The organism is Frigoribacterium sp. CF331 (assembly GCF_057787905.1).
Genome location: NZ_CM173545.1, coordinates 3,304,012 through 3,329,469, shown reverse-complemented (window position 1 = coordinate 3,329,469; position 25,458 = coordinate 3,304,012). Strand labels below are relative to the sequence as shown.

Genomic DNA, 25,458 nt, shown 5'->3' with positions numbered 1-25,458 from the left:
CCCCCGGTGGGGTCGGATGCGTTGGCGGTGCTCACTCGAACCGAGTTTACCCTCGACCGGCGCCGTCGCCGGACGCCTCGGCGGGGCTGCCCGCGGCGGCCCCGGGTCGACGACGAGAGGCACCGAGCAGTGAGGCGGGCGTCAGCATCGACGAGCCGAACCGCGCACGGAGGGCGTCCATGGTCGACTCGGCCTCGCGCCAGTCGGCGTCGTCGTCCCAGAGTCCGAGCGAGTCGCCGCCGGCTCCCTCGCTGAGCTGCTCGACCCGGACGCCGACGAGCCTGATGCGCTCGTGCTGCTTGCCCGTGGCCTCGTAGAGCGATCGCACCTCGTCGTAGATGCGGCGACCGAGGTCGGTGGGGTCGGCCAGCGTGCGGGACCGCGTGATGGTGACGAAGTCGGTGGTGCGCAGCTTGAGCACGACCGTGCGACCGCTGACGCCGGCGGCGCGCAGTCGCACGGCGACCTTGTCGCTCAGCCGCAGCAGTTCGCGCCGGACCACGTCGGGGTCGACGACGTCGCTGGCGAAGGTGTTCTCGTTGCCGACGCTCTTCTCGACCGAGTCGGTGTGCACGCTGCGGGGGTCGCGACCCCAGGCCAGGTCGTGGAGCTTGGCCCCGGCCGCCGGACCGACGGCGTGGACGAGCATGTCGAGCGGCGCCGAGGCGACGTCGCCGACCGTCCGCAGGCCCCGGTCGAGCAGGACCTGCTCGGTCTTGCCGCCCACGCCCCAGAGGGCGCTGATGGGTCGGGGGTGCAAGAACGCGAGCGTGTGGCGGTGCGGGACGAGCAACAGCCCGTCGGGCTTCGCGACGCTCGACGCCAGCTTGGCGACGAACTTGGTCGACGCCGCGCCGATGCTGCAGTGCAGGCCGGTCTCGGCGTGCACCCGACGCCGCAGGGCGGTGGCGATCTCGTACGGCGACCCCATCAGGCGGATCGAGCCGCTGACGTCGAGGAACGCCTCGTCGATGCCGAGGCGTTCGACCAGGGGCGTGACGTCGTCGAACATCGACATGACGCGCGAGGACCAGTGCTGGTACTTCTCGAAGTGCGGTTCGAGCACGACGGCCTGCGGGCAGCGCCTCAGGGCGATCGCCATCGGCATGGCCGAGTTGACGCCGTACTTCCGGGCCTCGTACGTCGCGGCCGTGACGACGGACCGGTCGGAACGGTGCCCGATGACCACGGGGCGTCCGCGCAGCTCGGGGTGGTCGAGCAGTTCGACGGAGGCGAAGAAGGCGTCCATGTCGACGTGGAAGATCGGCGCGGTCGCGTCGTCGGTCGGCACCGTCGTGACGAGTCGCCCGCTGCCGTCTTGTTTGCTCACCGGAGCATCCTCACACGGGCCGCCGACATCGGTGCAGACGTCGGCGTCGGACGGGCCCGCCGTCCGGTGTCGACCGCGTCGCCCCGCCCCTGCCGGACCTCAGGACGCCGGGCCCAGGAGCGCGGTCGCGATCGTCGCGTGCGCCGAGTCGGTGCTCGACGGGTGGAACCGACCGGCGAGGACGTCCCGTTGCAGGCGGCCGAGCTCGGACGACGACCGGTACGACCCGCCCCCGGCCACGGTCACGGCCTGCTCGACGACGGCCCTGGCCGTCTCGGTGGCGCGGGTCTTCAACCCGACCACGAGCCGCGGCCAGTCGCCGCCGTGGTCGACCAGGTCGTCGACGTCGCGGGCGATGCGGTCGACCTGGGGCTCGAGTCCGTCGACGGCCAGTCCCGCGTCGGCGACGCGCCACCGGACGACCGGGTCGAGCGCCCGGGCGGCTCCCCCGGCGCGTCGTGAGGTCGTGGTCCGTGCCGATTCGACCGCGAGGTCGAGCGCCCGGCGCGCGATCCCCCGGTACACGGCGGCGATCGTCGTCTCGAACACCGCGAAGACGGCGAACACGAGGGGGTCGGCGCTCGGTCCGACGGGCAGGCGGCGGACGATGCGCCCGGCGGGCACCTCGACGCCGCTCAACCGAGTGGTGTGGCTCTGGGTGGCCCGCATGCCGATCGTGTCCCAGTCGCCGAGCGAGTCGTGCCCGGGCTGGTCGCGGTGGACGAAGCCGTGGACGAGCGCCGGCGCGGCGGGGTCGGAGTCGTCGCGGCCGAACACGCCGAGGCGCGTCCAGGCCGGCGAGAGGGACGTGGACGTCTTGGTGCCCGTGAACCGGTACCCGCCGTCACCCGTGGGCACGGCGGAGGTCACCGAGTCGAACAGCACGAGGTCGTTGCCGGGCTCGCTGACCCCGAAGGCGAACACCTCGTCGTGGGCGGCGTCCTCGAGCACCAGGTCGAGGGAGTCGTCGCCGCGCGCGTGCAGCACGGCCGCGCAGCCGGTCCAGACCAGGTGCATGTTGACCGCGAGGGCGGTCGCCGGGGCCGCGGTCGCGAGCCGGGACTGCAGGGACGCGACCTGCTCGAGTCCGAGACCCGCGCCTCCGCGGTCGCGCGGGACGAAGGCCCGCAGGTAACCGCGCTCGCGCAACTCGGCGAGATCGGCGTGCGGGAACGTGTTCTCGCGGTCGTGGCCCGCCGCCCGGTCGCGGAACCGCTCGAGCAGGTCGTCGGGCAGCAGGTCGACCGGCGACCAGGAGGCGCGGCTCGGCTCGGACGCGGGGGCGGGCTTCGGTGCGGGCACGCGTCGAGAGTAGTTTGGTCGCATGAGTCAGCAACACCCGTGGTCCCGTTACGTCGCCATCGGCGACTCGTTCACCGAGGGCATCGGCGATCCGGAGGAGCGCTCGCCCGGGGGCCACCGGGGCTGGGCCGACCGCGTCGCCGAGGTGCTCGGTTCGTCGACCGACGACTTCGCCTACGCCAACCTCGCCGTCCGCGGCCGCCTGCTGCAGCAGATCATCGACGAGCAGTCCGAGGCCGCGCTCGCCCTGCGGCCCGACCTCGTCACGGTCTCGGCCGGCGGCAACGACATCATCCGGCCCGGAACCGACCCGGACGAGGTCGCCGCGGGCTTCGAGGGCCTCGTCGAGCGCCTCCGCTCGGACGGCGCGACCGTGGTGGTCTTCACCGGGCCCGACATCGGCCTGACGCCCGTGCTCGGCCGCCTGCGGGGCAAGGTCGCCGTCTACAACGAGCACGTCCACGCCATCGCCCTGCGTCACGACGCCGTCGTGGCCGACATGTGGGCCCTGCGGCAGCTCGTCGACCCGCGCATGTGGGCGCCCGACCGGTTGCACTTCAGCCCGCTCGGCCACCACACGATCGCCCGCATGGTGCTGCAGGCGCTGGCCGTCGAGAACGACCTCGAGCCCTACGAACCCGAGCCCCTCGAGCAGCGCCCCTGGCGTCGGGCCCGGGCCGACGACATGGGGTGGGCCCGCGAGTACCTGGTGCCGTGGGTGGTCCGCCGCATCCGGCACCAGTCGTCGGGCGACCTCGTCCGGGCCAAGCGGCCCGATGCCGTCTCGGTGCCCCACCGCGACGCGCCCTGAGCCACCCGAGGCCCCCCGAGGCAGTCCTCAGAACACCTCGTCGGGGTGCGTCAGCCGCCACCAGGCCCCCGGCTCGGCGATGGTCGCGTCGAGTTCGAGCGGGACGACGTGTCGCTCGTCGTCGACCGTGAAGGTCACCTGACCGACCCGGGTGCCCGCCGGGGCCGCGCCCACCTCGTCGGTCTCGACCGAGGCCACGACGGTCTCGTCGCCCCAGACGAGCACGCTGGCGTCCTCGGCCGCGACCGCGTGGGCACCGCTGCCCCAGGGCAGCTCGTAACCGGCGAAGACGTCCCCGCGGTCGGTCAGCGTGACCGTCCGGAACCGGTCGGCGACGCTGGCGAGCAGCGCCTGCACGTCACGGTCGAGCGAGTCGTGGTCGACCCCGCCGAGCATGGCGCCGACCACGGTGACCTGCCGGTCGCCGACGGTGTAGTCCGCCGCGAAGAGCAGGCAGGCGCCCGCCTCGTCGAGGGTGCCGGTCTTGATGCCGACCACGCCGTCGAGGCCCAGCAGCTCGTTGCTGTTGCGGATCTCGCCGATGCCCGGCACCGTGGCCGTCGTGGTGCCGACCGTGCGGGCCACGTCGGGGTCGGCCAGGGCCAAGCGGCCGAGGGCCACGAGGTCGGTCGAGGTGCTCGTGTTCTGCGGCGAGAGCCCGGTGGGCTCGACGAGGGTGGTCGAGGTGAGTCCGTGTCCGGCCAGCCAGGCGCGCGCCGCCTCCACGAACGCCTGGTCGCTGCCGTACGCCCAGCGGGCCAGCACCTCGGCGTAGTTGTTGGCCGACTCGATCAGCATCACCTCGAGCACCTGACGCTCGGTGAGCGACTGACCGGCCGCCATCGGCGCGACCTTGCCGTTCTGTGCCCGGTACGAGTCGACGAGCGCCGCCTCGGCCGCACCGAAGGTCAGGGTCGGTCCGTCGCCCCCGTCGAGCGGCTTCTCGTCGAGCACGACGAGGGCGGTGACCACCTTGCTGATGCTCGCGATCGGACGGGGCCGTTCGTCGCCGCTCGTCGTCAGGCTGTCGTCCCAGCCGACCGCCTCGACCGCCGTCGCACCGTAGTCCGGGAAGCTCAGGTCGGGGCTCTGCTCGTCCGGAGCGGCGTACTCGGCCACGTCGGCCGCGGCCGGCGCCAGCGGGCTGAGCAGCGCCAGGGGGACGTACCCGCCGACCCCGACGACGAGGGCGAGCAGCGCGATCGCGCCCACGCGCCTCCTGACGGTGCCCGGGCGCCGGGGTCCGACGCGGGTCACGAGTCCGCCGCCCCGACCGTCGGCACCCTCAGGGCCCAGAGGGCGACCGCCGAGGCCGCCGCGACGTTGAGGCTGTCCACGCCGTGCAGCATCGGGATGGTGACGACCGTGTCGGCCGCCTGCAGGGCGGCCCGGCTGAGGCCGTCCCCCTCGGTGCCGAGCAGCAGGGCGACGCGGTCGGGAGGCGCGGCCGCGTAGGCGTCGAGGGTCACGGCGTCGTCGCTCAGCGCCAGGGCGGCGACCTCGAACCCCGCCTCGCGCAGCAGCCCGGCACCGGACGGCCACTCGGGCAGTCGCGTCCACGGCACCTGGAGGACCGTGCCCATGCTCACGCGCACGCTGCGGCGGTAGAGCGGGTCGGCGCAGCGCGGGGTGATCAGCACGGCGTCGGCCCCGAGGCCCGCGACGGCACGGAAGATCGCCCCGACGTTCGTGTGGTCGACGACGTCCTCGAGCACCACGACGCGGCGGGCGCCCTGCAGCACCGAGGCGACCGACGGCAGCTCGGGCCGGTGCATCGCGGCGAGGGCGCCGCGGTGGAGGTGGTAGCCGGTCAGCGTCTCGAGCAACGCGGCGTCGCCGACGAAGATCTCGCCGTCGTGGTCGGCCACCAGCGGCTCGACGTCGGGCAGCCAGCGGTCGGTCATCAGCACCGACCGGGGCACGTGGCCGGCCCGCAGCGCCCGCTCGATGACCTTCGTCGACTCGGCGATGTAGAGCCCGCCCTCCGGCTCGGACACGCGCCGGAGCGCGACGTCGGTGAGCCGGGTGTAGTCGGCCAGGGCCTCGTGGTCGAGGTCGGTGATGCGGGTGACGTGCACGGTGCTCCACGGGGGACGGCCCCGACGGGCGGACGGCCGGCGGAATCGAATCGGAGGGGGACGCGTTTAGGCTAGCGTCACCGCACCCGAAGGAGCCCCACCCGTGTCGAACGCCCCCGCGGCACCCACCGACGAGCATGCCCTCGAGGCGGCGGTCGAGGCCCTCCGCGGGCGCCGCGTGGCCGTGCTCACCGGTGCCGGGGTCAGCACCGACTCGGGCATCCCCGACTACCGGGGCGCCGGGGCTCCCCCGCGCAACCCCATGACGTTCCAGCAGTTCCTGTCGAGCGAGGCCTACCGCAAGCGCTACTGGGCCGGCAGCCACCTCGGCTGGAAGTCCTTCCGCGCCGCCGGGCCCAACGAGGGGCACCGGGCCCTGGCCCGGCTCGAGGCCGCGGGCGTGACGAACGGCGTGATCACCCAGAACGTCGACAACCTGCACGTCCGCGCCGGGTCGCGTCGCGTCGTCGACCTGCACGGCACGGTCGACCGGGTGGTGTGCCTCACCTGCGGGCAGGCGTTCGCCCGCGACATGGTCGCGGCCCGCCTCGCCGCCGAGAACCCCTGGATCGACGAGCCCGACCAGGTGCGCCTCGCACCCGACGGCGACGTCGAGGTGCACGACATCGACGCCTTCGTCGTGCCGACCTGCACGGTCTGCGGCGGGCTGCTCAAGCCCGACGTCGTCTTCTTCGGCGAGTTCGTGCCCACCGAACGGTTCGCCGAGGCGCGGTCGATGGTGGTCGGGGCCGAGGCGCTGCTCGTCGCCGGGTCGTCCCTGGTGGTCAACAGCGGCATCCGCCTCCTCGACCAGGCGACCCGACGCAAGCTGCCCGTGGTTGTGCTGAACCGTGGTGCGACCAAGGGCGACTCGCGCGCCACCGTTAAGCTGGACGCCGGCACGTCGGAGACCCTGGCTGCCCTGGCCGAGCACCTGGGCGCGTGACCTCCCGGGCCGCCCCACCGGAGGAACGATGACGCTCTTGTACCTGGTCCGCCACGGCGAGACCGACTGGAACCGCGCGCGCCGCATCCAGGGCTCCACCGACATCCCCCTGAACGACCTGGGTCGGTCGCAGGCCCGTGAGGCGGGTGACCTCCTCGCCCGTCGTCGCTTCGACGCCGTCGTCGCCAGCCCGCTGTCCCGGGCCGCCGAGACCGGCTCGATCATCGCCGACCGCCTGGGGCTGGCCGTACCCGAGCTCGTCCCCGAGGTGGCCGAGCGGCGGTACGGCGACGCCGAGGGCCTGACCGGCGAGCAGGTCGAGGCGAGGTTCCCGCACGGCACGCCGGTGCCCGGCCGCGAGAGCCGTGGCGCCCTGGTCGCCCGGGTGCTGCCCGCGCTCGCCTCGATCGCCGCGCGGCACGGCGCCGACGCCTCCGTGGTGGTCGCCACGCACGGCGCCGTCATCCGCGCCGTGGTCAACCACGTCTCGCCCGACACCGACGCGCACCTCGGCGTGCCGATCCGCAACGGGTCGGTCCACTCGTTCGAGTTCGCGGGCGACGCCCTCGTGCTGCGCGAGTTCGACGACCCGATCGAGGTCGAGTCCGAACGCCCCGGCACCTACGACTTCGAGTACCAGAACGCCCTCGAGCGCGAGGGTTCCGACCCCGCGTGACCGCCGGGGCGGCCATCGCCCTCGTGAGCGCCGACCGGGCGGGTGCCGGCCCGTGCGGCTACCGTCCGCGCGTCCGACGCCGGTGGCTGCCCGCCGCCGCGACGTCCGCCAGCAGGCGCAGCAGCACGTCGGCCGAACCACGCCAGCTGAACCGGGCGGCCTGCTCGATCGACGCGGCCGAGCGCGCCTCCCACTCGCCCTCGAGGCGACGCACCGCCGCGGCGACCGACGCGGGCGACGACGGGTCGAAGTAGAGGGCCGCCGTGCCTCCGATCTCGCGGAAGATCGGGATGTCGCTCACGACCGCGGGCGTGCCGAGCGCCATGCCCTCGACGAGCGGGATGCCGAACCCTTCTGCGCGCGACGCCGTCACGACGGCCGTCGCGCCGAGCAGCGCCTCACGGTACTCGTCGTCGCTCGCTCCGTCGTGGAACACCAGCGAGCCGGCGGGCGCGACGGCCTCCAGGGAGGCGCGCTCGGCCTCGGACACCCGGCTCATCAGGTGCAGTCGGTAGCCGTCGAGCAACGGCAGTGCCCTGGCCAGCGTGGCCACGTTCTTGTACGGCATGAACGAGCCCATGTAGACGAGGTCGCGCCCTTCGGGTGCCGTGCGAGGCGCCGCGTCGTCGACCGCGTCGGCGGCGTTGTACACGACGGTGACGGGTCGCCGGGTCAGCCGGTGGCGGCGCATCTGGTCGCGCGTGGTGCGGCTCACGGTCACGACGGCGTCGGCCCGGTCGAGCAGCACCCGCTGCGGCCACCAGGCCAGGTGGTACAGCCGCCACAGCAACCGGATCGGCAGGGCGAACTCGGGCGGGGGCGTGCGGTTCGTGTAGTAGATCAGGTCGTGCAGGGTGAGCACGAGCGGGTAGCGGCGCCCGAGCGAGCCCATCGTCTGCATCGGCGACCAGACCACGTCGGGCCGCAGCCGGTTCACCTGGAGGGCCACGAGCGGCTCACGGACGCTGGTCGGCGAGCTGACGAGCAGGTGCGGCCGGTCGGGCAGCTTGTCGAGCTGACGGGTGTCGCTGACGAGCATCGTCACGTCGTGACGCTCGGCCAGCGCCGAGACGACGCCGGCGCTGAACCGGCTGATGCCGTCGTGGCGCCCGACCCGCACGTACCGGCAGTCGACGACGATCTTCATCGGACGAACGCCTGGATCGCGGCGGCGGCCTGACGCGGCTTCTCGTAGTGGATCAGGTGGCCGACCCCCTCGATCACGGCGAGCGTCGCGTCGGGGAAGACCGACCGCAGCCGGTGCTGGGCGGGCAGGGCCGTGATGTCGTCCCGGTCGGCGGCGACCAGCAGGGTCGGCACCGTCACGCGGGCCGCGTACGTGCTCACGTCGCTCGACACCGAGGCTCGGAAGGCGTCGAGCACGACGCGCCGGTCCGAGAACCGCGAGAAGTAGCTGTCGTGCTGGTCGTGGATCCACCGACGCAGCGATCGGTCGTGCGTCTTGACCATGGCCAGGCTGGTGAACCGGGTCACGGCGGCGTTCCGCAGGACCTGCTGGCCGGCACGCTCGGGCAGGGCGGCCCCGGCCCAGTAGTAGAAGACGGCCAGGCGCGTCACCACGCCGCGCGGCCCCTGCAGGGCCGGCGCGGCGATCGGGTTGACCAGGACGAGCCGGGAGGCGCGGAGCCCGTCGGCCACCGCGGCCGACGTCACGATCGAGCCGAACGAGTGCCCCAGCACCACGACGTCGTCGCCGAGCGAGAGGGCCGCCACGAAGGCGGTGAGCCAGCGTGCGTAGGCCGCCACGCTGTGCTCCCCGTCGAGCGGGGTCGACTCGCCGAAGCCCGGCAGGTCGGGCATCACCACCCGCGCGTGCTCGAGGTGTGCCACGACCGGTTCGAGACCGTGGTGGTCGCCCCGGAAGCCGTGGACCGCGACGATCGTGACCCGCGCCTCCTGCCCCTCCGGAGGGTCGTAGGTCCAGTACCGGGTCACGCTGCCGGCGACCTCGACGACGTCGTCGCGCACGGGGCGGGCGTCGAGGCGGGCACGGTACGGCGACTTCACGCGCGGGGGTCGGACGATCACGCGCCCGAGTCTACGAGCGACGCGCTGATCGGAGTGCGCGCCCCACGGCGTCCGCCCGTAGGGTGGGCGCGTGAGCTTCACTGCCCCGATCCAGCAGCCCGGACTGACCCTCGACCCCAACTGGCACCGCCGCGCCGTGTTCTACGAGGTGATGGTGCGGTCGTTCGTCGACAGCAACGGCGACGGGGCCGGTGACCTGCAGGGGCTGCTCACCCGGCTCGACTACCTGCAGTGGCTCGGGGTCGACGCGCTCTGGCTGCCGCCGTTCTTCCAGTCGCCCCTGCGCGACGGCGGTTACGACATCCAGGACTACAAGGCGATCCTGCCCGAGTTCGGAACCCTCGACGAGTTCCGCGACCTGGTCACCAAGTCGCACGAGCGCAACATGCGCATCGTCATCGACATGGTGCTGAACCACACGAGCGACCAGCACGAGTGGTTCCAGCAGAGCCGCGAAGACCCCGAGGGTCCGTACGGCGACTTCTACGTGTGGCGCGACACCGACGAGGAGTACTCGAACATCCGCGTCATCTTCGTCGACACCGAAGAGAGCAACTGGACGTTCGACCCGGTGCGTCGCCAATTCTTCTTCCACCGCTTCTTCTCGCACCAGCCCGACCTCAACTTCGAGAACCCCGCCGTCCAGGAGGCCGTGTTCGACGTCGTGCGGCACTGGTTGGCGATGGGCGTGGACGGGCTCCGGCTCGACGCGATCCCCTACCTGTTCGAGACCGAAGAGGGCAACGGCGAGGGCGAGCCGGCGACCCACGACTTCATCAAGCGGCTGCGCGCCATGGTCGACGAGGAGTTCCCCGGGCGGGTGCTCATCGCCGAGGCCAACCAGTGGCCCGCCGAGACCGCGGCCTTCTTCGGCACCGAGGACGAGCCCGAGTGCCACATGGCGTTCGACTTCCCGGTCATGCCGCGCATCTTCTACTCGCTGCGCGCGCAGAGCGCCGACGAGCTGAAGCGCATCCTCTCCGAGACCACCGAGGTCCCGCCGGGGGCGGCCTGGGCGGTCTTCCTGCGCAACCACGACGAGCTGACCCTCGAGATGGTCAGCGAAGAGTACCGGCAGGCCATGTACGGCTGGTACGCCTACGACCCGCGCATGCGGTCCAACATCGGCATCCGACGCCGGCTCGCCCCGTTGCTCGACAACTCGCGGGCCGAACTCGAGCTCGTGCACGCGCTGCTGTTCTCCCTGCCCGGCAGCCCCTTCCTCTACTACGGCGACGAGATCGGCATGGGCGACAACATCTGGCTGCCCGACCGCGACTCGTCGCGCACGCCGATGCAGTGGACCCCCGACCGCAACGCCGGCTTCTCGACGGCCGACCCGGGCAAGTTGTTCCTGCCGGTCGTCCAGTCGCTCGTCTACAACTACAACCTGGTGAACGTCGAGAGCCAGCTGGCCCAGTCGCGGTCGCTGCTGCACTGGGTCCGCAACGTCATCCACGTGCGCAAGGCCCACCCGACCTTCGGCCTCGGCACCCTCGAGGTGCTCGAGACGAACCAGGAGTCGGTGCTGTCGTTCGTCCGCTCGTACGAGGGGGCCGGCACGCAGTTCGGCGACTCGGCCGAGGACATCCTCTGCGTCTTCTCGTTCGGTCACAACCCGACGTCGGTCGACATCGTCGCTCCGCAGTTCGCCGGGCGCACCTTGTTCGACCTGTTCGGCGGGGCCCAGTTCCCGTCGTTCGACGACGAGGGCAAGGTCACGCTCACGCTCGGCACGCAGGCGTTCTTCTGGCTGCACGTCGGCGACGTGCCCGTCGCCGGGACGGCCGCTGTCGGTGGCGCCTCCTAAACTCGTGGCGTGACTGACACCGAGACGACCGGCACCGCTCCCGACCTCGCGGCCGTGGGCGAGCCGCCGGCCTCGTGGTGGCAGGCCCTGGGCGTCTTCGACCTCGAGACCACGGGCATCGACGTCGAGACGGCCCGCATCGTCACGGCGCACGTGGGCTTGATCGACGCCACGGGGGCGACCGTCGCGCACGGTGAATGGCTCGCCGACCCGGGGGTCGAGATCCCCGAGCAGGCGAGCGCCGTGCACGGCATCTCGACCGAACGGGCCCGCGCCGAGGGGCGCCCGGCGGCCGAGGTGGTCGCCGAGATCGTGGCGGCCATCCGGGCCGTCTTCGCGCGGGGCGTGCCGCTCGTCGTGTACAACGCCCCCTACGACCTCACCCTGCTCGACCGCGAGGCCCGACGCCACGGCGTCGAGCCGCTGGGCGAGGTGGGCGACATCGGTTGCGTCGTCGACCCGCTCGTCATCGACAAGGCGGTCGACACCTACCGCAAGGGCAAGCGGACGCTCGAGGCGGCGGCCGCGGTCTACGGCGTCTCCCTCGACGACGCCCACGACGCAGGGGCCGACGCCGTCGCCGCGGGGCGGGTGGCCCAGGCCATGGCCAGGCGGTACCCCGACCGGCTCGACGTGCCGGTGACCGAGCTGCACGACCTCCAGGTGGGCTGGTGCTCGACCCAGGCCGAGAGCTTCCAGCAGTACATGCGTCGCGCCAAGGACCCGACCTTCACGGCCCACGGCGACTGGCCGCATCGACCGCTGCCGTTCTCCTGAGGCTCCTGCTCGTCGTGCGTCCGGGGCCCAGATGCACGAACGGGGCGGTCCACCGAAGTGGACCGCCCCGTTCTGGCGTGTGGGCCGGAGCCTACTTGCCGAAGTTCTTGTAGCGCGAGTTGAACTTCTCGACGCGACCGGCCGAGTCGAGGATGCGCTGCTTGCCCGTGTAGAACGGGTGCGACTCGGACGAGATCTCGACGTCGATGACCGGGTAGGTCTCACCGTCGAGCTCGATGGTCTTGTCGCTGGTCGTCGTGGAGCGCGTGAGGAACGTGGCGCCCGACGCGAGGTCCCGGAAGACGATCTGCTTGTACTCGGGGTGGATGTCGGTCTTCATGATTGTCCTAGGTCTAGCGAACGAGTGGTGGTGGTGAGTTCAGGAGGCACACGCAGCATCACTGCGGACCAGCTGTCCACGATACCAGACCGAGGGCCGGGATCGTAGGAGGCGCGGGTCAGTCCGCCGCGCGGGCCGAGTACCGGCCACCGTCGGACTCGACGCGCAACTCGAGGCCGAACGTGGCGCCGAGCGTCTCGGCGGTGACGACCTCGTCGAGCGGTCCGGCGGCGACGACCGAGCCGTGGTCGAGCAGCAGGGCGTGCGTGAAGCCCCGGGGGATCTCCTCGACGTGGTGGGTGACCATGACGATGGCCGGCGCCCCCTCGGACGAGGCGTAGCCGGAGAGCATGCGGAGCAGTTCTTCGCGGGCGCCGAGGTCGAGGCTGGCCGCGGGCTCGTCGAGCAGCAGCAGCTCGGGGTCGGTCATCACCGACCGGGCGATCTGCACGCGCTTCTGCTCGCCGTCGCTGAGTTCGCCGAAGGCGCGGTCGGACAGGTGGTCGAGCTGCCACTCCTCGAGGACGCGGTGGGCGCGGCGCACGTCGACGCCCTCGTACTCTTCGTTCCAGCGCCCGGTGACCGAGTACGCGGCGGTGAGCACGACGTCGACGACCTTCTCCTTCGCGGGGATGCGTCGGGCGATCGCGGTCGAGGCGAACCCGATGCGGGTGCGCAGCTCGAAGAGGTCGACGGAGCCCAGGTCGCTGCCGAGGATGCTCGCCTGCCCGCTGGACGGGTGGCTCTGAGCCGCGGCCACCTGGAGCAGGCTCGTCTTGCCTGCGCCGTTCGGGCCGAGGACGACCCAGCGCTCGTCCGAGTCGACCGTCCAGGTCAGCTTGTCGACGACGGGGGTGCCGCCTCGGACGATCGAGACATCGGTGAGCTGCAGGACGGTAGGCATGCCGCTCAGCCTAGTTGAGCAGACCCTGGTAGATCCGCAGGGTCTGCTCGGCGATCCGCCCCCACGAGAACTCCTCCTCGGCGCGCATGCGGCCGGCCCGACCCATGAGGCGGGCGAGGGCGGGGTCGGAGACGACCTCGGTCAGCGTGGCCGCGAGGTCGGCGACGAAGCGTTCGGGGTCGACCGGGGTGCCCGTGCCGTCCTGCACCTGTTCGAGCGGCACGATGCGGCCCGTCAGGCCGTCGGCCACGACCTCGGGGATGCCGCCGGTGTCGGAGCCCACGACCGGCACGCCGCACGCCATGGCTTCGAGGTTGACGATGCCGAGGGGCTCGTAGACCGAGGGGCAGACGAACGTGGTCGCCTGGCTCAGCACGGCGCTGAGCTGGTGGCGCGGCAGCACGGTGTCGATCCAGACCACGCCGGTGCGCTCTTCTTGCAGTTCGCGGACGAGGCCGGTGACCTCGGCCATGATCTCGGGGGTGTCGGGGGCACCGGCGCAGAGCACGAGCTGCACGTCGGCGGGCAACAGCTTGGCCGCGCGCAAGAGGTACGGCAGGCCCTTCTGGCGGGTGATCCGGCCGACGAAGACGACCGAGGGTCGGTCGGGGTCGATGCCCAGGCCCCGCACCAGCTCGGCGTCCTCGACGCGCTGCCAGCCGTCGAGGTCGATGCCGTTGTAGACGACCTCGACCTTCGACTCGTCGATCGACGGGTACGAGCGCAAGATGTCCCGGCGCATGCCGTCGCTCACCGCGATGACGCGGTCGGCCGTCTCGTAGGCCTGTCGTTCGATCCAGCTCGAGACGCGGTACCCGCCGCCGAGCTGTTCGGCCTTCCAGGGGCGGAGGGGCTCGAGGCTGTGCGCCGTGAGCACGTGCGGCACGCCGTGCAGCATCTGGGCGAGCTGGCCCGCCGCGTTGGCGTACCAGGTGTGGCTGTGGACGACGTCGGCACCGGCGACGTCCTGGGCCATCGTGACGTCGACGCCGAGCGTCCGCAGGGTCGCGTTCGCCTGGTCGAGCTGGGGCAGGTCGGGGTACCCGGTCGTGTCGGGCTCGGGGTCGACCTCGCCGAAGGCCCGCACCTGCACCTCGACGCCGCGGCGGAGGGCCTTGACCAGCTCGACGACGTGGACGCCCGCGCCCCCGTAGACGTTGGGCGGGTATTCCTTGGTGATGACATCGACTCGCACGTCGTTCACCGTAGTCGTGCGGGCCCGAATCGTGCCATTCTGGCCCCATGGCATCAAAGAAGATCTTCGGCATCGTCCTGGCTGGTGGCGAGGGCAAACGCCTGATGCCCCTGACCGCGGACCGCGCGAAGCCCGCAGTCCCGTTCGGTGGCAACTACCGTCTCATCGACTTCGCCCTGTCGAACCTGATCAACTCGGGTCTCCGCCAGATCGTCGTCCTGACCCAGTACAAGTCGCACAGCCTCGACCGGCACGTGTCGCAGACCTGGAGCATCGAGGGCCTCCTGGGCGCGTACGTCGCCTCGGTCCCGGCCCAGCAGCGGCTCGGCAAGCGGTGGTTCGCCGGCAGCGCCGACGCCATCCTGCAGAGCCTCAACCTGTTGCGTGACGAGAAGCCCGACATCGTCGTGGTCGTGGGCGCCGACCACGTCTACCGCATGGACTTCTCGCAGATGATCGAGGCGCACATCGCCTCGGGCGCGGGGGTCACGGTGGCCGCGATCCGTCAACCCATCTCGCTCGCCGACCAGTTCGGCGTGATCGAGGTCGACTCCGACGACCCGACCCGCATCGGGCGCTTCCTCGAGAAGCCCAAGGACGCGACGGGCCTCCCGGACTCCCCCGACGAGATCCTCGCCTCGATGGGCAACTACGTGTTCGACGCCGACGTCCTCATCGACGCCGTGCTGCGGGACGGCGAGAAGCCCGACTCCGACCACGACATGGGCGGCGACATCGTCCCCGACTTCGTCTCGCGCGGCGACGCGGCCGTCTACGACCTCAACCGCAACGAGGTCCCCGGTTCGACCGAGCGCGACCGTTACTACTGGCGCGACGTCGGCACCATCGACTCGTTCTACGACGCGCACCGCGACCTCATCTCGGCGCTGCCGATCTTCAACCTCTACAACACCGACTGGCCGATCTTCAGCCAGCAGCTCAACTCGCCGCCGGCGAAGTTCGTGCGCGACGGTCACGGCAACCTCGGCACGACCATCGACTCGATCGTGTCGCTCGGTTCGCTGCTCTCGGGCGCGCACGTCGAGCGCAGCGTGCTGGGCCCCTGGTGCACCCTCGACAGCGGTTCGCGAGTCGTCGACTCGGTCGTCTTCGAGCGGGCCCACGTCGGACCGAACGCCGTCGTCAACCGGGCGATCCTCGACAAGGACGTCGTCATCGCGGCGGGTGCGTCCGTCGGCGTCGACCCCGAGGCGGACCGGGCCCGCGGCTTCACGGTGACGCCGTCGGGCATCACGGTGGTCGGCAAGGGCGTCCGGGTCGACCAGTAGCAGCCCGGCGTCACACGGGCGACGCGGTGCGTCGGCGGCCCTAGGCTGTCGGCGTGCCGCGTTTCCTCATCGTCCTCGACGTCGACTCCACCCTGATCGAGGACGAGGTGATCGAGTTGCTGGCCGACGCCGCGGGCTCCCGCGAGCGGGTCGCCGACGTCACGTCGAGGGCCATGGCCGGTGAGCTCGACTTCGCGACGAGCCTCGCCGAGCGCGTGGCGACCCTCGAGGGCTTGCCCGCGTCGGTCTTCGACGACGTGCGGTCGCGCCTCACCCCGACCCTCGGCGTCCGCGACCTCGTCGACGGCGTGCACGCCGCCGGCGGCCTCGTCGGCGTCGTGTCGGGCGGGTTCCACGAGACGCTCGACCCCCTGGCCGACGACCTCGGCCTGGACTTCCGCCGGGCGAACCGGCTCGAGCTGCACGACGGCCGCCTGACCGGGCGCGTCGCGGGCCCGGTGGTCGACGCACGGGCGAAGGCGGACTCCCTCCGGGGGTGGGCCGAGGAGGCGCGGGTCGACCTCGCGCACACGGTCGCGGTCGGCGACGGGGCCAACGACCTCGAGATGATGGCCGTCGCCGCGCTCTCGGTGGCGTTCAACGCCAAGCCGACCGTCCGCCGGCGGGCCGACGTGGTCGTCGGGACGAACGACCTGTCACAGGTGCTGCCCCTGCTCGGGTTGCGGGGCTGATCCCCCGTCGACGCGGGCCGACGTCGTCGGCGACCCGCGCCTCCTGGGCCCTGCGGGCCTAGTGGCCCATGCCGAGGCCGCCGTCGACGGGGACGACGGCACCCGAGACGTAGCCGGCGTCGTCGCCGGCGAGCCACGCGATGGCCTTCGCGACCTCGGCGGCCGTGCCGTAGCGCCCGGCCGGGATGCTCTTCTTGTACTCGGCCTGCTGGTCCTCGGGCAGCACCGCCGTCATGTCGGTCTCGACGAACCCGGGGGCGACGACGTTGGCGGTGATGCCCCGGCCGCCGAGCTCGCGGGTGAGCGACCGGGCGAAGCCGACGAGGCCGGCCTTCGACGCGGCGTAGTTCGCCTGGCCCGGTCCACCGTAGAGGCCGACCACGCTCGAGACGAGCACGATGCGGCCGAAGCGGGCCTTGAGCATGCCCTTGGAGGCGCGTTTGACGACGCGGAAGGCCCCGCCCAGGTTCGTGTCGACGACCGACGTGAAGTCGTCCTCGGTCATGCGCATGAGCAGGCCGTCCTTGGTGATGCCGGCGTTCGCGACGACGACCTCGACCGGGCCGAGCTCGGCCTCGACGGTCGTGAAGGCCGCGTCGATCGAGGCCGCGTCCGTGACGTCGGCGACCACGGTCAGCGTGCCCTCCGGCCCCTGGCCGCTCCGGGCCGTGACGGCGACGCGGTGGCCCTGAGCGACGAACTCCTCGGCGATGGCGAAGCCGATGCCTCGGTTGCCACCCGTGACGAGGACGGTGCGGGGCGTGGTCATGGTGGTCTCCTCGTGTGCGATCTCGGCGGTCGCCGTCCGGGACGGCGGCGGGGACGGCGAACCTGTGATCGGCAGGCCGCCGACCAGCCTACTGTCGGACCCGGGTCTTAGGATCGAGGCGGTCCCCGGGCGCCTCTGCTCCCCGAGACCGATCCGGCACCCGTCCGTGGTGCATCCGCCCTCCTCCCGACATCGAGGTGTGCCCCGTGAAGGCCTCGAACACGATCACGTCCCTCCCGCCCTCCCCCACCGACGACCGCCACTCGCGCATGGTCAAGTACCTGGTCGCGATGGCCATCAGGCTCGTCTGCATCGCCCTGTGCTTCGTGTTCCCCCTGGGGTGGTGGACGCTGCTGCCGATCGTCGGTGCGATCGTCATCCCCTACGTCGCCGTCGTGTTCGCCAACGTCGGCCACGAGGCGGGCGACGCCGTCGAGAGCCCGGGGGGCATCGAGGTGTACCGCGAGCCGCAGGCTCCCTTCCGTCCCACCGTGGTCGACGGCGACACGGGGCCGACCGGCCCCGCCCCGGCCGGTGACGACGTGCCCGACGCGTCGCCCGGTGGGGCTCCCGGCGAGGCGGGCACCGACCGGAAGAGCGCCTGATGCTCGGCCTCGACCCCGTCGGCGTGCAGTGCTCACGCGCCTCGTGTCGAGCCGAGGCGCGGCATAATGTGCACTGGCGCAATCCCAAGATCCACGGCATCGACCGGGTCAAGGTGTGGTCCGCGTGCGACGAGCACGTGGACTTCCTGCGCGAGTTCCTCGAGGCGCGCGACTTCCCGGTCGTCGTGACGGGGGTGTCGGAACAGGTCGAGCGGGTCGGAACGGAGGCGCGGTGACGAACATCGGCTTCGCCCTCTCCCGACGCTGGCTGGGTTACCTCGGGGTGGCGATCGTCTTCGCCGTGATCTGCGTGTTCCTCGCCCACTGGCAGTGGACCCGCCACGACGAGAAGCTCGCGGTCGTCCACCAGCTCGAGCAGACCTACGACGCCGAGCCGATCCCGCTGGCGCAGGCCCTGCCCGAGCTGTCCTCGTACGACCCCGCCCGAGAATGGCAGCCGGTCGAGATGACCGGCCGTTACCTCGCCGACGACGAGCTGCTGGTGCGCAACCGGCCCCTGAACGGCCAGCCGGGGTTCGAGGTCCTCGTGCCCTTCCGCACCACGCAGGGCGACGTGTTCGTCGTGGACCGTGGCTGGGTGCCGACCGGGAACGCCCAGGACTCCCCCGACGTCGTTCCCGCGCCTCCGTCGGGCGAGGTCACGGTCGTTGCCCGTCTCAAGCCGGGCGAACCCGCCGTGGGCGACCGCACCGGCGTGCCGGGCACGAACCAGATCGCCACGATCCAGTTGAGCGAGGTCGAGTCGCGGGTCGGGCAGCCGATCTACTCCGGTGCCTACGGGCTGATCGTCAGCGAGACCCCCGCGCCCTCGACGGCACCGGTACCGTCGTCGAAGCCCGAGGTCGACACCGGACTCAACCTGTCGTACTTCGTGCAGTGGCTGATGTTCGCCGTGGGGGCGTTCGGGTTCTTGTTCTACGTCTTCCGGCAGGAGTACCGCAACCAGAACGCCGACGACGACGAACTCGTCGAGCGTGAGGCCGAACGGCAGCGCCGTCGCGAGGCGCGACCCCGCCACGACAACGACGTCGAGGACGAGATCCTCGACGGCGTCCACCGCTGAGCCCGTCTCCGACCGGGCCGGGCCAGCCCGATCGGCGCGGGGGTGATCAGGCCAGGTTGATCAGGTCGGAGTAGTCCGGCGTCCAGTGGTCCTCGGTGCCCTCGGGCATGATCAACACGCGCTCGGGGTTCAGCGCCTCGACCGCTCCCTCGTCGTGGCTGACGAGGACGACGGCACCCTCGTAGTTGCTGAGGGCGTCGAGGATCTCGAGGCGGCTGGCCGGGTCGAGGTTGTTCGTGGGCTCGTCGAGCAGCAGCACGTTGGCGCCCGAGACGACGATCATCGCCAGGGCGAGCCGGGTCTTCTCGCCACCCGACAGCACGCCGGCGGGTTTGGCCGAGTCGTCGCCCGTGAACAGGAACGAGCCCAACACGCGCCGCGCCTCCATCTCGGTGATGTTCGGCGAGGACGACACCATGTTCTCGAGCACGCTGCGCTTGACGTCGATCGTCTCGTGCTCCTGCGCGTAGTAGCCGACCCGGAGGCCGTGGCCCGGTTCGAGCTGCCCCGTGTCGGGAGCGTCGACGCCGGCCAGGATGCGGAGCAGCGTCGTCTTGCCGGCACCGTTCAGGCCGAGGATGACGACCTTCGACCCCCGGTCGATGGCCAGGTCGACGGCCGTGAAGATCTCGAGCGAGCCGTAGCTCTTCGAGAGGTTCGACGCCATGAGCGGCGTCTTGCCGCAGGCGACCGGGGTCGGGAAGCGCAGCTTCGCCACGCGGTCCACCGCGCGCACCTCGTCGAGGCCCGACAGCAGTTTCTCGGCACGGGCCACCATCTGGTGTGCCGCGGCGGCCTTGGAGGCCTTGGCCCCGAAGCGGGCAGCCTGCTTCTGCAGGGCCGAGGCCTGCTTCTCGGCGTTCGAGCGCTCTTTCTTGCGGCGTTCCTCGTCGGCGGCACGTTGGCGTTGGTAGTTGCGCCAGCCCATGTTGTAGACGTCGATGGCCTGGCGGTTCGCGTCGAGGTAGAAGACGCGGTTCACCACTTCTTCGACGAGTTCGATGTCGTGACTGATCACGATGACGCCGCCCTGGTACGTCTTGAGGTACTCGCGCAGCCACACGACCGAGTCGGCGTCGAGGTGGTTCGTCGGCTCGTCGAGGATCATCGTGTCGGCCGCCGAGAACAGGATGCGCGCCAGCTCGATCCGTCGACGCTGACCACCCGAGAGCGTCGAGAGGGGCTGGTCGAGGATGCGGTCGGGCAGGCTCAGGTTGCTGGCGATCGACGCGGCCTCGGCCTCGGCCGCGTACCCGCCGAGGGCGTTGAAGCGGTCGTCGAGGTCGCCGTAGCGTTTCATGGCCCGGGCCGCGACGTCCGCGTCGGGATCGCCCATCGCGAGGGTGGCCTCCTGGATGCCGAGCAGCAGCTGCCCGAGCCCCCGGGCGTCGAGGATGCGCGTGCGGGCGAGGTCTTCGGGGTTGCCGCTGCGTGGGTCCTGCGGGAGGTAGCCGATCTCGCCCGACCGCTCGATCTTGCCGCCGGTCGGGAGGGTCTCGCCCGCCAGCGTCTTGGTCATGGTCGTCTTGCCGGCGCCGTTGCGGCCGACGAGGCCGATCTTGTCGCCCCGGTCGACCCGGAACGAGACGTCGGCCATGAGGAGGCGCGCGCCGACGCGGATCTCGAGATCGTGCACGGAGAGCACAGCAGATGTCCAATCGATTGGTGAGGAGTCCACAACGGGACCCGGAGGAGGGCCGCCCATAGGATGGGGACGTCGTGTGGAGAGGGTCGCAGCACTGCGCTGCCGACCAGCCGCTCGGCCGATCAACCCACCCATTCTAGGAGTCCCCATGACGAACACCGCCGCATCGACCTCACGGCCGGTCCTCGCCGACCGTCTGGTGGCCCGGGGCGCGGCCACGGACGTGGCCCTCGTGCTCGGTGGCGTGGCCGTCGTGTCGGCCCTCGCGCAGGTCCAGATCCCCCTCTGGCCGGTGCCCGTCACGGGTCAGACCCTCGGCGTCATGCTCGTCGGGGCGTCGCTCGGGGCCCGGCGTGGTGCGCTCTCGCTCGCCGCCTACCTCGTCCTCGGAGTCGCGGGTCTGCCGATCTTCGCCGAGTTCTCGGGTGGTCCGCTCAGCGTCCTCAAGCCGAGCTTCGGCTTCGTCATCGGCTTCGTCATCGCCGCCGCGGCCGTCGGATGGCTGTCCGAACGCGACTGGGACAAGAAGTGGGGCCGCTCCGCCGTCGCCTTCTTCCTGGCGAGCCTGATCCCCTTCGCCGTCGGACTGCCCTACCTGGCCGTCGTGCTCGGCTCCCTCGGCCTGCCGAACGACCCGTCGAGCGTCCTGGCGGCGGGTCTCTACCCGTTCGTCGTGGGCGGCATCGCCAAGTGGCTCATCGCGGCGGCGGCCCTGCCCCTCGCCTGGCGCGCGCTGAAGCGCATCGGCGACTAACGCCCACTGCCGTCGACACGACGAAGCCCCGCCCCTCTCGCGAGGGGCGGGGCTTCGTCGTCGGGGCGGGCGGGGTCAGATGGAGAATCCGATGGCCCGCATCATGTCACGGCCGTCGTCCGTGATGCGGTCGGGGCCCCACGGCGGCATCCACACCCAGTTGATGCGGAACGCGTCGACCACGCCGTCGAGGGCGTTGGCCGTGTCGCCCTCGATCACGTCGGTCAGCGGGCACCCGGCACTCGTCAACGTCATGCTGATGATGAGCGCGTTCTCGTGTTCTTCATCCATCGCCAGGTCGTAGATGAGACCGAGGTCGACGATGTTGACGCCCAGTTCGGGGTCGACGACCTCTTTCAGGGCCTCGATCGTCTGGTCGAACTTCTCGGGACTCAGCGCGACGGCCACGGTCAGACCGCCGTGGTCGCGGCGGCCTCGGCGGCGGCTGCCGTCACGTACCGGTCGTAACCCTCGTTCTCGAGACGGTCGGCCAGCTCGGGACCCCCCTCGTCGGCGACGTGGCCGTCGACGAAGACGTGCACGAAGTCGGGCTTGATGTAGCGCAGGATGCGCGTGTAGTGCGTGATGAGCAGCAGCCCCAGGCCCGTGTTGGCCTTGGCACGGTTGACACCCTCGGACACGATCTTGAGCGCGTCGACGTCGAGGCCCGAGTCGGTCTCGTCGAGGACGGCGAACTTCGGCTTGAGCAACTCGAGCTGCATGATCTCGTGGCGCTTCTTCTCGCCACCCGAGAACCCCTCGTTGACGTTGCGCTCGGCGAACGCCGAGTCCATCTTGAGGGCGCTCATCGACTCGCGGAGGTCCTTGATCCAGCCACGGATGGCGGGGGCCTCACCGTCGAGGGCGGTCTTGGCGGTCCGCAGGAAGTTCGAGACGGTGACGCCCGGGATCTCGACGGGGTACTGCATGGCGAGGAAGAGGCCGGCCTTGGCGCGCTCGTCGACGCTCATCTCGAGCACCTCGCGGCCGTCGAGGAGGATGGAGCCGCCGTCGACGTTGTAGCGCGGGTGGCCGGCGATCGTGTAGGCGAGGGTGGACTTGCCCGAGCCGTTGGGGCCCATGACGGCGTGGATCTCGCCCTCGTTGATGGTGAGGTCGACGCCCTTGAGGATGGGCTTCGGGCCCTGGTCGGTGTCGATGCTGACCTTGAGGTCGCGGATCTCGAGAGTGGACATGCGTTCTGTTCCTTTACTGTGCGGCGCCGGTGACGGTCGAGGCGGTGTCGACGTACACCTCGCCGTCGATGACGGAGACCGAGAAGACCGGTACGGGTTCGTAGGCGGGCAGCGTGAGCGGCTTGCCGGTGGTGAGCTCGAACTTCGAGCCGTGGGCCCAGCACTCGAGGGTGTCGTCCTCGACGAAGCCCTCGGAGAGCGAGATGTCGCCGTGCGTGCACGTGTCGCCGATCGCGTGGATGGTGCCGGCGCTGTCCTTCACGACGGCGATCGCGACGCCGTCGACGACGACCCGGAGGGCCTGGGCCGGGCTGACGTCGTCGACGCCGCAGACCTTCGTGGCCATCAGGCGCCCGTCTCGGTCGACGTGGCCTCGCCCGCGGCCAGTTCGGCCTCGATGGCGTCCACCAGGCGGGTCTGAAGGTCGGCGTCGCCGATCTTCTGGATGACCTCGACGAGGAAACCGAGCACCACGAGACGGCGTGCCTCGTGCTCGGAGATGCCCCGGGACTGCAGGTAGAAGAGGTGCTCGTCGTCGAAGCGACCGGTGGCGCTGGCGTGACCGGCACCCTCGATGTCGCCGGTCTCGATCTCGAGGTTCGGGATCGAGTCGGCTCGCGTGCCCTCGCTGAGGACGAGGTTGCGGTTCTGCTCGTAGCTGTCGGTCCCGGGGGCGGTGCGAGCGATCAGGACGTCGCCGATCCACACGGTGCGGGCACCGGCACCCTGCAGTGCGCCCTTGTAGTTGACGCGGCTGCGGGTCTTCGGAGCGTCGTGGTGGACGTACACCTGTTGCTCGAGGTGCTGGCCGGCGTCGGCGAAGTACACGCCGTAGAGCTCGGCGTCCGCCCCTTGCTCGGCCAGGTGGGCCGACGGGTTCACCCGGACGACCGAGCCTCCGAGGCTGACGACGAAGTGCTTGAGCTGGGCGTCGCGCCCGATGCGTGCGTGGTGGCTCGCGAGGTGGACGGCGTCGTCGTCCCATTCCTGCAAGGTCACGACGGTGAGGTGGGCCCCCTCGTCGACGACGATCTCGACGTTCTCGACGAGGTGCGCCGCCCCGGTGTTGCGGAGCACGACCACGGCCTGGCTGTTCGCCTTGGCGTGGATCAGCGTGTGACCCGCGCGGGGTTCGCGGTCGAGGCTCGACCGGCCGATCGTGATCGCCGAGGGCTCGTCGCCGTCCAGGGTGACGGAGAGGACCTTCTCGGCACTCGACCATGCGTTGGCGGCCGCCTTGTCCTCCGGCGTGCCCGCCGTGCCGACGCGGGGGTCGGCACGGTCGATCCACTCGACGGTCGCACCGGGGGTCTCGCGAGCCAGGTAGGCGTAGGGCGAACCGTCGAGGTCGCCGTCGATGAGGGCACGGAGGCGCGCGACGGGGCTCAGCTTCCAGTCGACCTCGCGACCGGTGACGTCGGGGAACGCCGCGGGGTCGGTCGAGGTGAACCGCTCGGACCGCGTCTGGACGGGCACGAGCCCCCAGCCGCCGTCGCTGTGGGCCCCTGCTCCGTGCTGGACGCCCGGGGTGGTGGTGGACTCTGGTGTGGTGGTGGGTGCTGCGGCGGACATCTAGCCGACTGATCCTTCCATGCTCATCTCGATGAGCTTGTTGAGTTCGAGCGCGTACTCCATCGGGAGCTCGCGGGCGATGGGCTCGATGAAGCCACGCACGATCATGGCCATGGCCTCGTCCTCGGCCATGCCCCGCGACATGAGGTAGAAGAGCTGCTCCTCGCTGACCCGGGACACCGTCGCCTCGTGACCGAGCTGGACGTCGTCGACGCGGATGTCGATCGCGGGGTACGTGTCGGAGCGCGAGATCGTGTCGACGAGCAGGGCGTCGCAGCGGACCGTGTTGGCCGCGTGGTGTGCGGCCTCGTCGACGCGGACCTCGCCGCGGTAGCCCGCTCGACCGCCGCCGCGGGCGATGGACTTCGAGACGATCGACGACGTCGTGTACGGCGCCATGTGGACCATCTTCGCGCCGGCGTCCTGGTGCTGACCCGGGCCCGCGAAGGCGACGGACAGGGTCTCACCCTTGGCGTGCTCGCCCACCAGGTAGATCGACGGGTACTTCATCGTCACCTTCGAGCCGATGTTGCCGTCGATCCACTCCATGGTGGCGCCCTCGTGGGCGATGGCCCGCTTCGTGACGAGGTTGTAGACGTTGTTCGACCAGTTCTGGATCGTCGTGTAGCGGACGCGAGCGTTCTTCTTCACGATGATCTCGACCACGGCCGAGTGGAGCGAGTCCGACTTGTAGATCGGCGCCGTGCAGCCCTCGATGTAGTGCACGTAGCTGCCCTCGTCGGCGATGATCAGCGTGCGCTCGAACTGGCCCATGTTCTCGGTGTTGATGCGGAAGTAGGCCTGGAGGGGGATCTCGACGTGGACGCCCTTGGGCACGTAGACGAACGACCCGCCCGACCAGACGGCCGTGTTGAGGGCGGCGAACTTGTTGTCGCCGGCCGGGATGACCGTGCCGAAGTACTCCTGGAAGATCTCGGGGTGCTCGCGCAGCGCCGTGTCGGTGTCCATGAAGATGACACCCTGCTGCTCGAGGTCCTCGCGGATCTGGTGGTAGACCACCTCGGACTCGTACTGGGCGGCGACGCCGGCCACGAGACGGTTGCGCTCGGCCTCGGGGATGCCGAGCTTCTCGTACGTGTTCTTGATGTCGTCCGGCAGCTCGTCCCAGGTCGTCGCCTGCTTCTCGGTCGACCGGACGAAGTACTTGATGTTGTCGAAGTCGATGCCCGAGAGGTCGGCACCCCACGTCGGCATCGGCTTGCGCTCGAAGAGCGCCAGGCCCTTGAGACGGTTCTTGAGCATCCACTCGGGTTCGCTCTTCAGGTTCGAGATGTCGGTGACGACCTCGGGTGACACCCCCCGGCGCGCCGAGGCGCCCGCGGTGTCGGAGTCGGACCAGCCGAACTCGTACTGCCCCAGGCTCTCGAGCTCGGGTCGATCGATCAACACGTCTGACATGACTACCTCTTTCTCTGCCGGACCGAACACGGGTGGGCCGAACGGCATTCCCCGGGTGGTGGAGCGGCCCAGCTGCTCGCGGTGCGAGTCGAACACGTCGGTGGCCTCCGCCTCGTTCGCCGACGCCCGAGGTAATCGAGACGCCAGGTCGCGCTGCTTAGACTGGTGGTGAGGACCGCGTACCGCTTCTGCGGATCTCGTGGTCTTCGGATGTC

The 25,458-nt window shown here is 71.0% G+C and carries 27 protein-coding genes; 11 read left to right on the top strand and 16 right to left on the bottom strand.

The genetic code is table 11. The features are described from left to right. Positions 1–46: 46 nt before the first annotated feature. Complete coding sequence (locus AC3CCI_RS15435) at positions 47–1,330, bottom strand: DNA polymerase IV (RefSeq protein WP_354594174.1); 1,284 nt, start codon at positions 1,328–1,330, stop codon at positions 47–49. A 99-nt stretch (positions 1,331–1,429) separates the two neighbouring features. Further along, positions 1,430–2,632 carry an acyl-CoA dehydrogenase family protein gene (locus AC3CCI_RS15430; RefSeq protein WP_488627705.1) on the bottom strand — a complete coding sequence of 401 codons (1,203 nt, stop codon included), beginning with the start codon at positions 2,630–2,632 and terminating at the stop codon, positions 1,430–1,432. 22 nt (positions 2,633–2,654) lie between these two features. Here AC3CCI_RS15430 and AC3CCI_RS15425 point away from each other — a divergent pair, with 22 nt between their 5' ends. After that, the gene (locus AC3CCI_RS15425; RefSeq protein ID WP_354594176.1) at positions 2,655–3,443 is read left to right on the top strand and encodes an SGNH/GDSL hydrolase family protein; all 789 of its coding nucleotides are present in this window, start codon (positions 2,655–2,657) and stop codon (positions 3,441–3,443) included. Positions 3,444–3,470: 27 nt separating this feature from the next. Here AC3CCI_RS15425 and AC3CCI_RS15420 read toward each other — a convergent pair whose 3' ends face one another. Continuing rightward, on the bottom strand, positions 3,471–4,655 hold the full coding sequence (locus AC3CCI_RS15420; RefSeq protein WP_488627704.1) for a D-alanyl-D-alanine carboxypeptidase family protein: 1,185 nt from the start codon (positions 4,653–4,655) through the stop codon (positions 3,471–3,473). 41 nt (positions 4,656–4,696) lie between these two features. Beyond that, positions 4,697–5,521, bottom strand: coding sequence for a TrmH family RNA methyltransferase (locus AC3CCI_RS15415; RefSeq protein ID WP_488627703.1), 825 nt, complete (start codon positions 5,519–5,521; stop codon positions 4,697–4,699). Between the two features lie 103 nt (positions 5,522–5,624). On the opposite strand from AC3CCI_RS15415, the gene AC3CCI_RS15410 reads away from it, so the two are divergent. Both AC3CCI_RS15410 and AC3CCI_RS15405 read left to right on the top strand, forming a co-directional pair. Then, positions 5,625–6,467, top strand: a complete 843-nt coding sequence (locus tag AC3CCI_RS15410; protein ID WP_488627702.1) for an NAD-dependent protein deacetylase — start codon at positions 5,625–5,627, stop codon at positions 6,465–6,467. Positions 6,468–6,495: 28 nt separating this feature from the next. Next, a complete protein-coding gene (locus tag AC3CCI_RS15405; RefSeq protein ID WP_488627701.1) occupies positions 6,496–7,143 on the top strand; it encodes a histidine phosphatase family protein in 648 nt (215 codons plus the stop codon). 58 nt (positions 7,144–7,201) lie between these two features. Here AC3CCI_RS15405 and AC3CCI_RS15400 read toward each other — a convergent pair whose 3' ends face one another. Together AC3CCI_RS15400 and AC3CCI_RS15395 are read right to left on the bottom strand one after the other, a co-directional pair. After that, positions 7,202–8,290, bottom strand: coding sequence for a glycosyltransferase family 4 protein (locus AC3CCI_RS15400; RefSeq protein WP_488627700.1), 1,089 nt, complete (start codon positions 8,288–8,290; stop codon positions 7,202–7,204). Then, the gene (locus AC3CCI_RS15395; RefSeq protein ID WP_488627699.1) at positions 8,287–9,192 is read right to left on the bottom strand and encodes an alpha/beta fold hydrolase; all 906 of its coding nucleotides are present in this window, start codon (positions 9,190–9,192) and stop codon (positions 8,287–8,289) included. The genes AC3CCI_RS15400 and AC3CCI_RS15395 overlap by 4 nt, the downstream gene beginning before the upstream one ends. A gap of 70 nt (positions 9,193–9,262) precedes the next feature. On the opposite strand from AC3CCI_RS15395, the gene treS reads away from it, so the two are divergent. Next, entirely contained in the window at positions 9,263–11,002 is a 1,740-nt protein-coding gene (gene treS, locus AC3CCI_RS15390; RefSeq protein ID WP_488627698.1) for a maltose alpha-D-glucosyltransferase, read from the top strand. Positions 11,003–11,056: 54 nt separating this feature from the next. Beyond that, a complete protein-coding gene (locus AC3CCI_RS15385; protein WP_354594331.1) occupies positions 11,057–11,779 on the top strand; it encodes a 3'-5' exonuclease in 723 nt (240 codons plus the stop codon). A 91-nt stretch (positions 11,780–11,870) separates the two neighbouring features. Here AC3CCI_RS15385 and AC3CCI_RS15380 read toward each other — a convergent pair whose 3' ends face one another. The 3 genes from AC3CCI_RS15380 to glgA form a co-directional block, all read right to left on the bottom strand. Beyond that, positions 11,871–12,119 (bottom strand): type B 50S ribosomal protein L31, encoded by a 249-nt coding sequence (locus tag AC3CCI_RS15380; protein ID WP_043594989.1) that lies wholly within the window; start codon positions 12,117–12,119, stop codon positions 11,871–11,873. A 118-nt stretch (positions 12,120–12,237) separates the two neighbouring features. Further along, entirely contained in the window at positions 12,238–13,023 is a 786-nt protein-coding gene (locus tag AC3CCI_RS15375) for an ABC transporter ATP-binding protein (protein WP_354594184.1), read from the bottom strand. A gap of 10 nt (positions 13,024–13,033) precedes the next feature. Next, entirely contained in the window at positions 13,034–14,218 is a 1,185-nt protein-coding gene (gene glgA, locus AC3CCI_RS15370) for a glycogen synthase (RefSeq protein WP_354594185.1), read from the bottom strand. Positions 14,219–14,265: 47 nt separating this feature from the next. On the opposite strand from glgA, the gene AC3CCI_RS15365 reads away from it, so the two are divergent. Together AC3CCI_RS15365 and serB are read left to right on the top strand one after the other, a co-directional pair. Further along, entirely contained in the window at positions 14,266–15,507 is a 1,242-nt protein-coding gene (locus AC3CCI_RS15365; RefSeq protein WP_056256261.1) for a glucose-1-phosphate adenylyltransferase, read from the top strand. A 53-nt stretch (positions 15,508–15,560) separates the two neighbouring features. After that, the gene (gene serB / locus AC3CCI_RS15360) at positions 15,561–16,199 is read left to right on the top strand and encodes a phosphoserine phosphatase SerB (RefSeq protein ID WP_488627697.1); all 639 of its coding nucleotides are present in this window, start codon (positions 15,561–15,563) and stop codon (positions 16,197–16,199) included. A gap of 58 nt (positions 16,200–16,257) precedes the next feature. On the opposite strand, the gene fabG is transcribed toward serB, so the two are convergent. Then, positions 16,258–16,968: a 3-oxoacyl-ACP reductase FabG gene (fabG, locus tag AC3CCI_RS15355; protein WP_488627696.1), complete on the bottom strand. Its 711-nt coding sequence runs from the start codon at positions 16,966–16,968 to the stop codon at positions 16,258–16,260. Positions 16,969–17,174: 206 nt separating this feature from the next. On the opposite strand from fabG, the gene AC3CCI_RS15350 reads away from it, so the two are divergent. The 3 genes from AC3CCI_RS15350 to AC3CCI_RS15340 are packed head-to-tail and all read left to right on the top strand — an operon-like array spanning position 17,175 to position 18,657. Then, complete coding sequence (locus AC3CCI_RS15350) at positions 17,175–17,573, top strand: DUF3099 domain-containing protein (RefSeq protein WP_488627695.1); 399 nt, start codon at positions 17,175–17,177, stop codon at positions 17,571–17,573. Continuing rightward, entirely contained in the window at positions 17,573–17,809 is a 237-nt protein-coding gene (locus AC3CCI_RS15345; protein ID WP_354594189.1) for a hypothetical protein, read from the top strand. Before AC3CCI_RS15350 ends, AC3CCI_RS15345 begins: the two co-directional genes overlap by 1 nt. Then, the gene (locus tag AC3CCI_RS15340; protein WP_488627694.1) at positions 17,806–18,657 is read left to right on the top strand and encodes an SURF1 family cytochrome oxidase biogenesis protein; all 852 of its coding nucleotides are present in this window, start codon (positions 17,806–17,808) and stop codon (positions 18,655–18,657) included. Before AC3CCI_RS15345 ends, AC3CCI_RS15340 begins: the two co-directional genes overlap by 4 nt. 46 nt (positions 18,658–18,703) lie before the next feature. Here AC3CCI_RS15340 and AC3CCI_RS15335 read toward each other — a convergent pair whose 3' ends face one another. Further along, positions 18,704–20,302, bottom strand: coding sequence for an ABC-F family ATP-binding cassette domain-containing protein (locus tag AC3CCI_RS15335; RefSeq protein ID WP_354594191.1), 1,599 nt, complete (start codon positions 20,300–20,302; stop codon positions 18,704–18,706). Between the two features lie 148 nt (positions 20,303–20,450). Here AC3CCI_RS15335 and AC3CCI_RS15330 point away from each other — a divergent pair, with 148 nt between their 5' ends. Beyond that, the gene (locus AC3CCI_RS15330) at positions 20,451–21,056 is read left to right on the top strand and encodes a biotin transporter BioY (RefSeq protein ID WP_488627693.1); all 606 of its coding nucleotides are present in this window, start codon (positions 20,451–20,453) and stop codon (positions 21,054–21,056) included. Positions 21,057–21,131: 75 nt separating this feature from the next. Here AC3CCI_RS15330 and AC3CCI_RS15325 read toward each other — a convergent pair whose 3' ends face one another. Genes AC3CCI_RS15325 through sufB form a run of 5 tightly spaced genes read right to left on the bottom strand, consistent with a single transcriptional unit; the run spans position 21,132 to position 25,243 of the window. Then, complete coding sequence (locus tag AC3CCI_RS15325; RefSeq protein ID WP_043594998.1) at positions 21,132–21,464, bottom strand: metal-sulfur cluster assembly factor; 333 nt, start codon at positions 21,462–21,464, stop codon at positions 21,132–21,134. Positions 21,465–21,466: 2 nt separating this feature from the next. Next, on the bottom strand, positions 21,467–22,252 hold the full coding sequence (sufC, locus tag AC3CCI_RS15320) for a Fe-S cluster assembly ATPase SufC (protein ID WP_056256284.1): 786 nt from the start codon (positions 22,250–22,252) through the stop codon (positions 21,467–21,469). A gap of 13 nt (positions 22,253–22,265) precedes the next feature. Next, complete coding sequence (locus AC3CCI_RS15315; protein ID WP_488627692.1) at positions 22,266–22,598, bottom strand: non-heme iron oxygenase ferredoxin subunit; 333 nt, start codon at positions 22,596–22,598, stop codon at positions 22,266–22,268. After that, positions 22,598–23,824: a Fe-S cluster assembly protein SufD gene (gene sufD, locus AC3CCI_RS15310; RefSeq protein WP_488627691.1), complete on the bottom strand. Its 1,227-nt coding sequence runs from the start codon at positions 23,822–23,824 to the stop codon at positions 22,598–22,600. Before sufD ends, AC3CCI_RS15315 begins: the two co-directional genes overlap by 1 nt. After that, positions 23,825–25,243: a Fe-S cluster assembly protein SufB gene (gene sufB, locus AC3CCI_RS15305; RefSeq protein ID WP_354594195.1), complete on the bottom strand. Its 1,419-nt coding sequence runs from the start codon at positions 25,241–25,243 to the stop codon at positions 23,825–23,827. Positions 25,244–25,458 lie beyond the last annotated feature (215 nt).

Coding starts and splice junctions, on each gene's coding strand:
- AC3CCI_RS15425 (WP_354594176.1), top strand. CDS start 2,655: ATGAGTCAGCAACACCCGTGGTCCCGTTACGTCGCCATCGGCGACTCG.
- AC3CCI_RS15405 (WP_488627701.1), top strand. CDS start 6,496: ATGACGCTCTTGTACCTGGTCCGCCACGGCGAGACCGACTGGAACCGC.
- AC3CCI_RS15400 (WP_488627700.1), bottom strand. CDS start 8,290: ATGAAGATCGTCGTCGACTGCCGGTACGTGCGGGTCGGGCGCCACGAC.
- AC3CCI_RS15380 (WP_043594989.1), bottom strand. CDS start 12,119: ATGAAGACCGACATCCACCCCGAGTACAAGCAGATCGTCTTCCGGGAC.
- AC3CCI_RS15375 (WP_354594184.1), bottom strand. CDS start 13,023: ATGCCTACCGTCCTGCAGCTCACCGATGTCTCGATCGTCCGAGGCGGC.
- AC3CCI_RS15365 (WP_056256261.1), top strand. CDS start 14,266: ATGGCATCAAAGAAGATCTTCGGCATCGTCCTGGCTGGTGGCGAGGGC.
- fabG (WP_488627696.1), bottom strand. CDS start 16,968: ATGACCACGCCCCGCACCGTCCTCGTCACGGGTGGCAACCGAGGCATC.
- AC3CCI_RS15345 (WP_354594189.1), top strand. CDS start 17,573: ATGCTCGGCCTCGACCCCGTCGGCGTGCAGTGCTCACGCGCCTCGTGT.
- AC3CCI_RS15330 (WP_488627693.1), top strand. CDS start 20,451: ATGACGAACACCGCCGCATCGACCTCACGGCCGGTCCTCGCCGACCGT.
- sufC (WP_056256284.1), bottom strand. CDS start 22,252: ATGTCCACTCTCGAGATCCGCGACCTCAAGGTCAGCATCGACACCGAC.
- AC3CCI_RS15315 (WP_488627692.1), bottom strand. CDS start 22,598: ATGGCCACGAAGGTCTGCGGCGTCGACGACGTCAGCCCGGCCCAGGCC.
- sufD (WP_488627691.1), bottom strand. CDS start 23,824: ATGTCCGCCGCAGCACCCACCACCACACCAGAGTCCACCACCACCCCG.
- sufB (WP_354594195.1), bottom strand. CDS start 25,243: ATGTCAGACGTGTTGATCGATCGACCCGAGCTCGAGAGCCTGGGGCAG.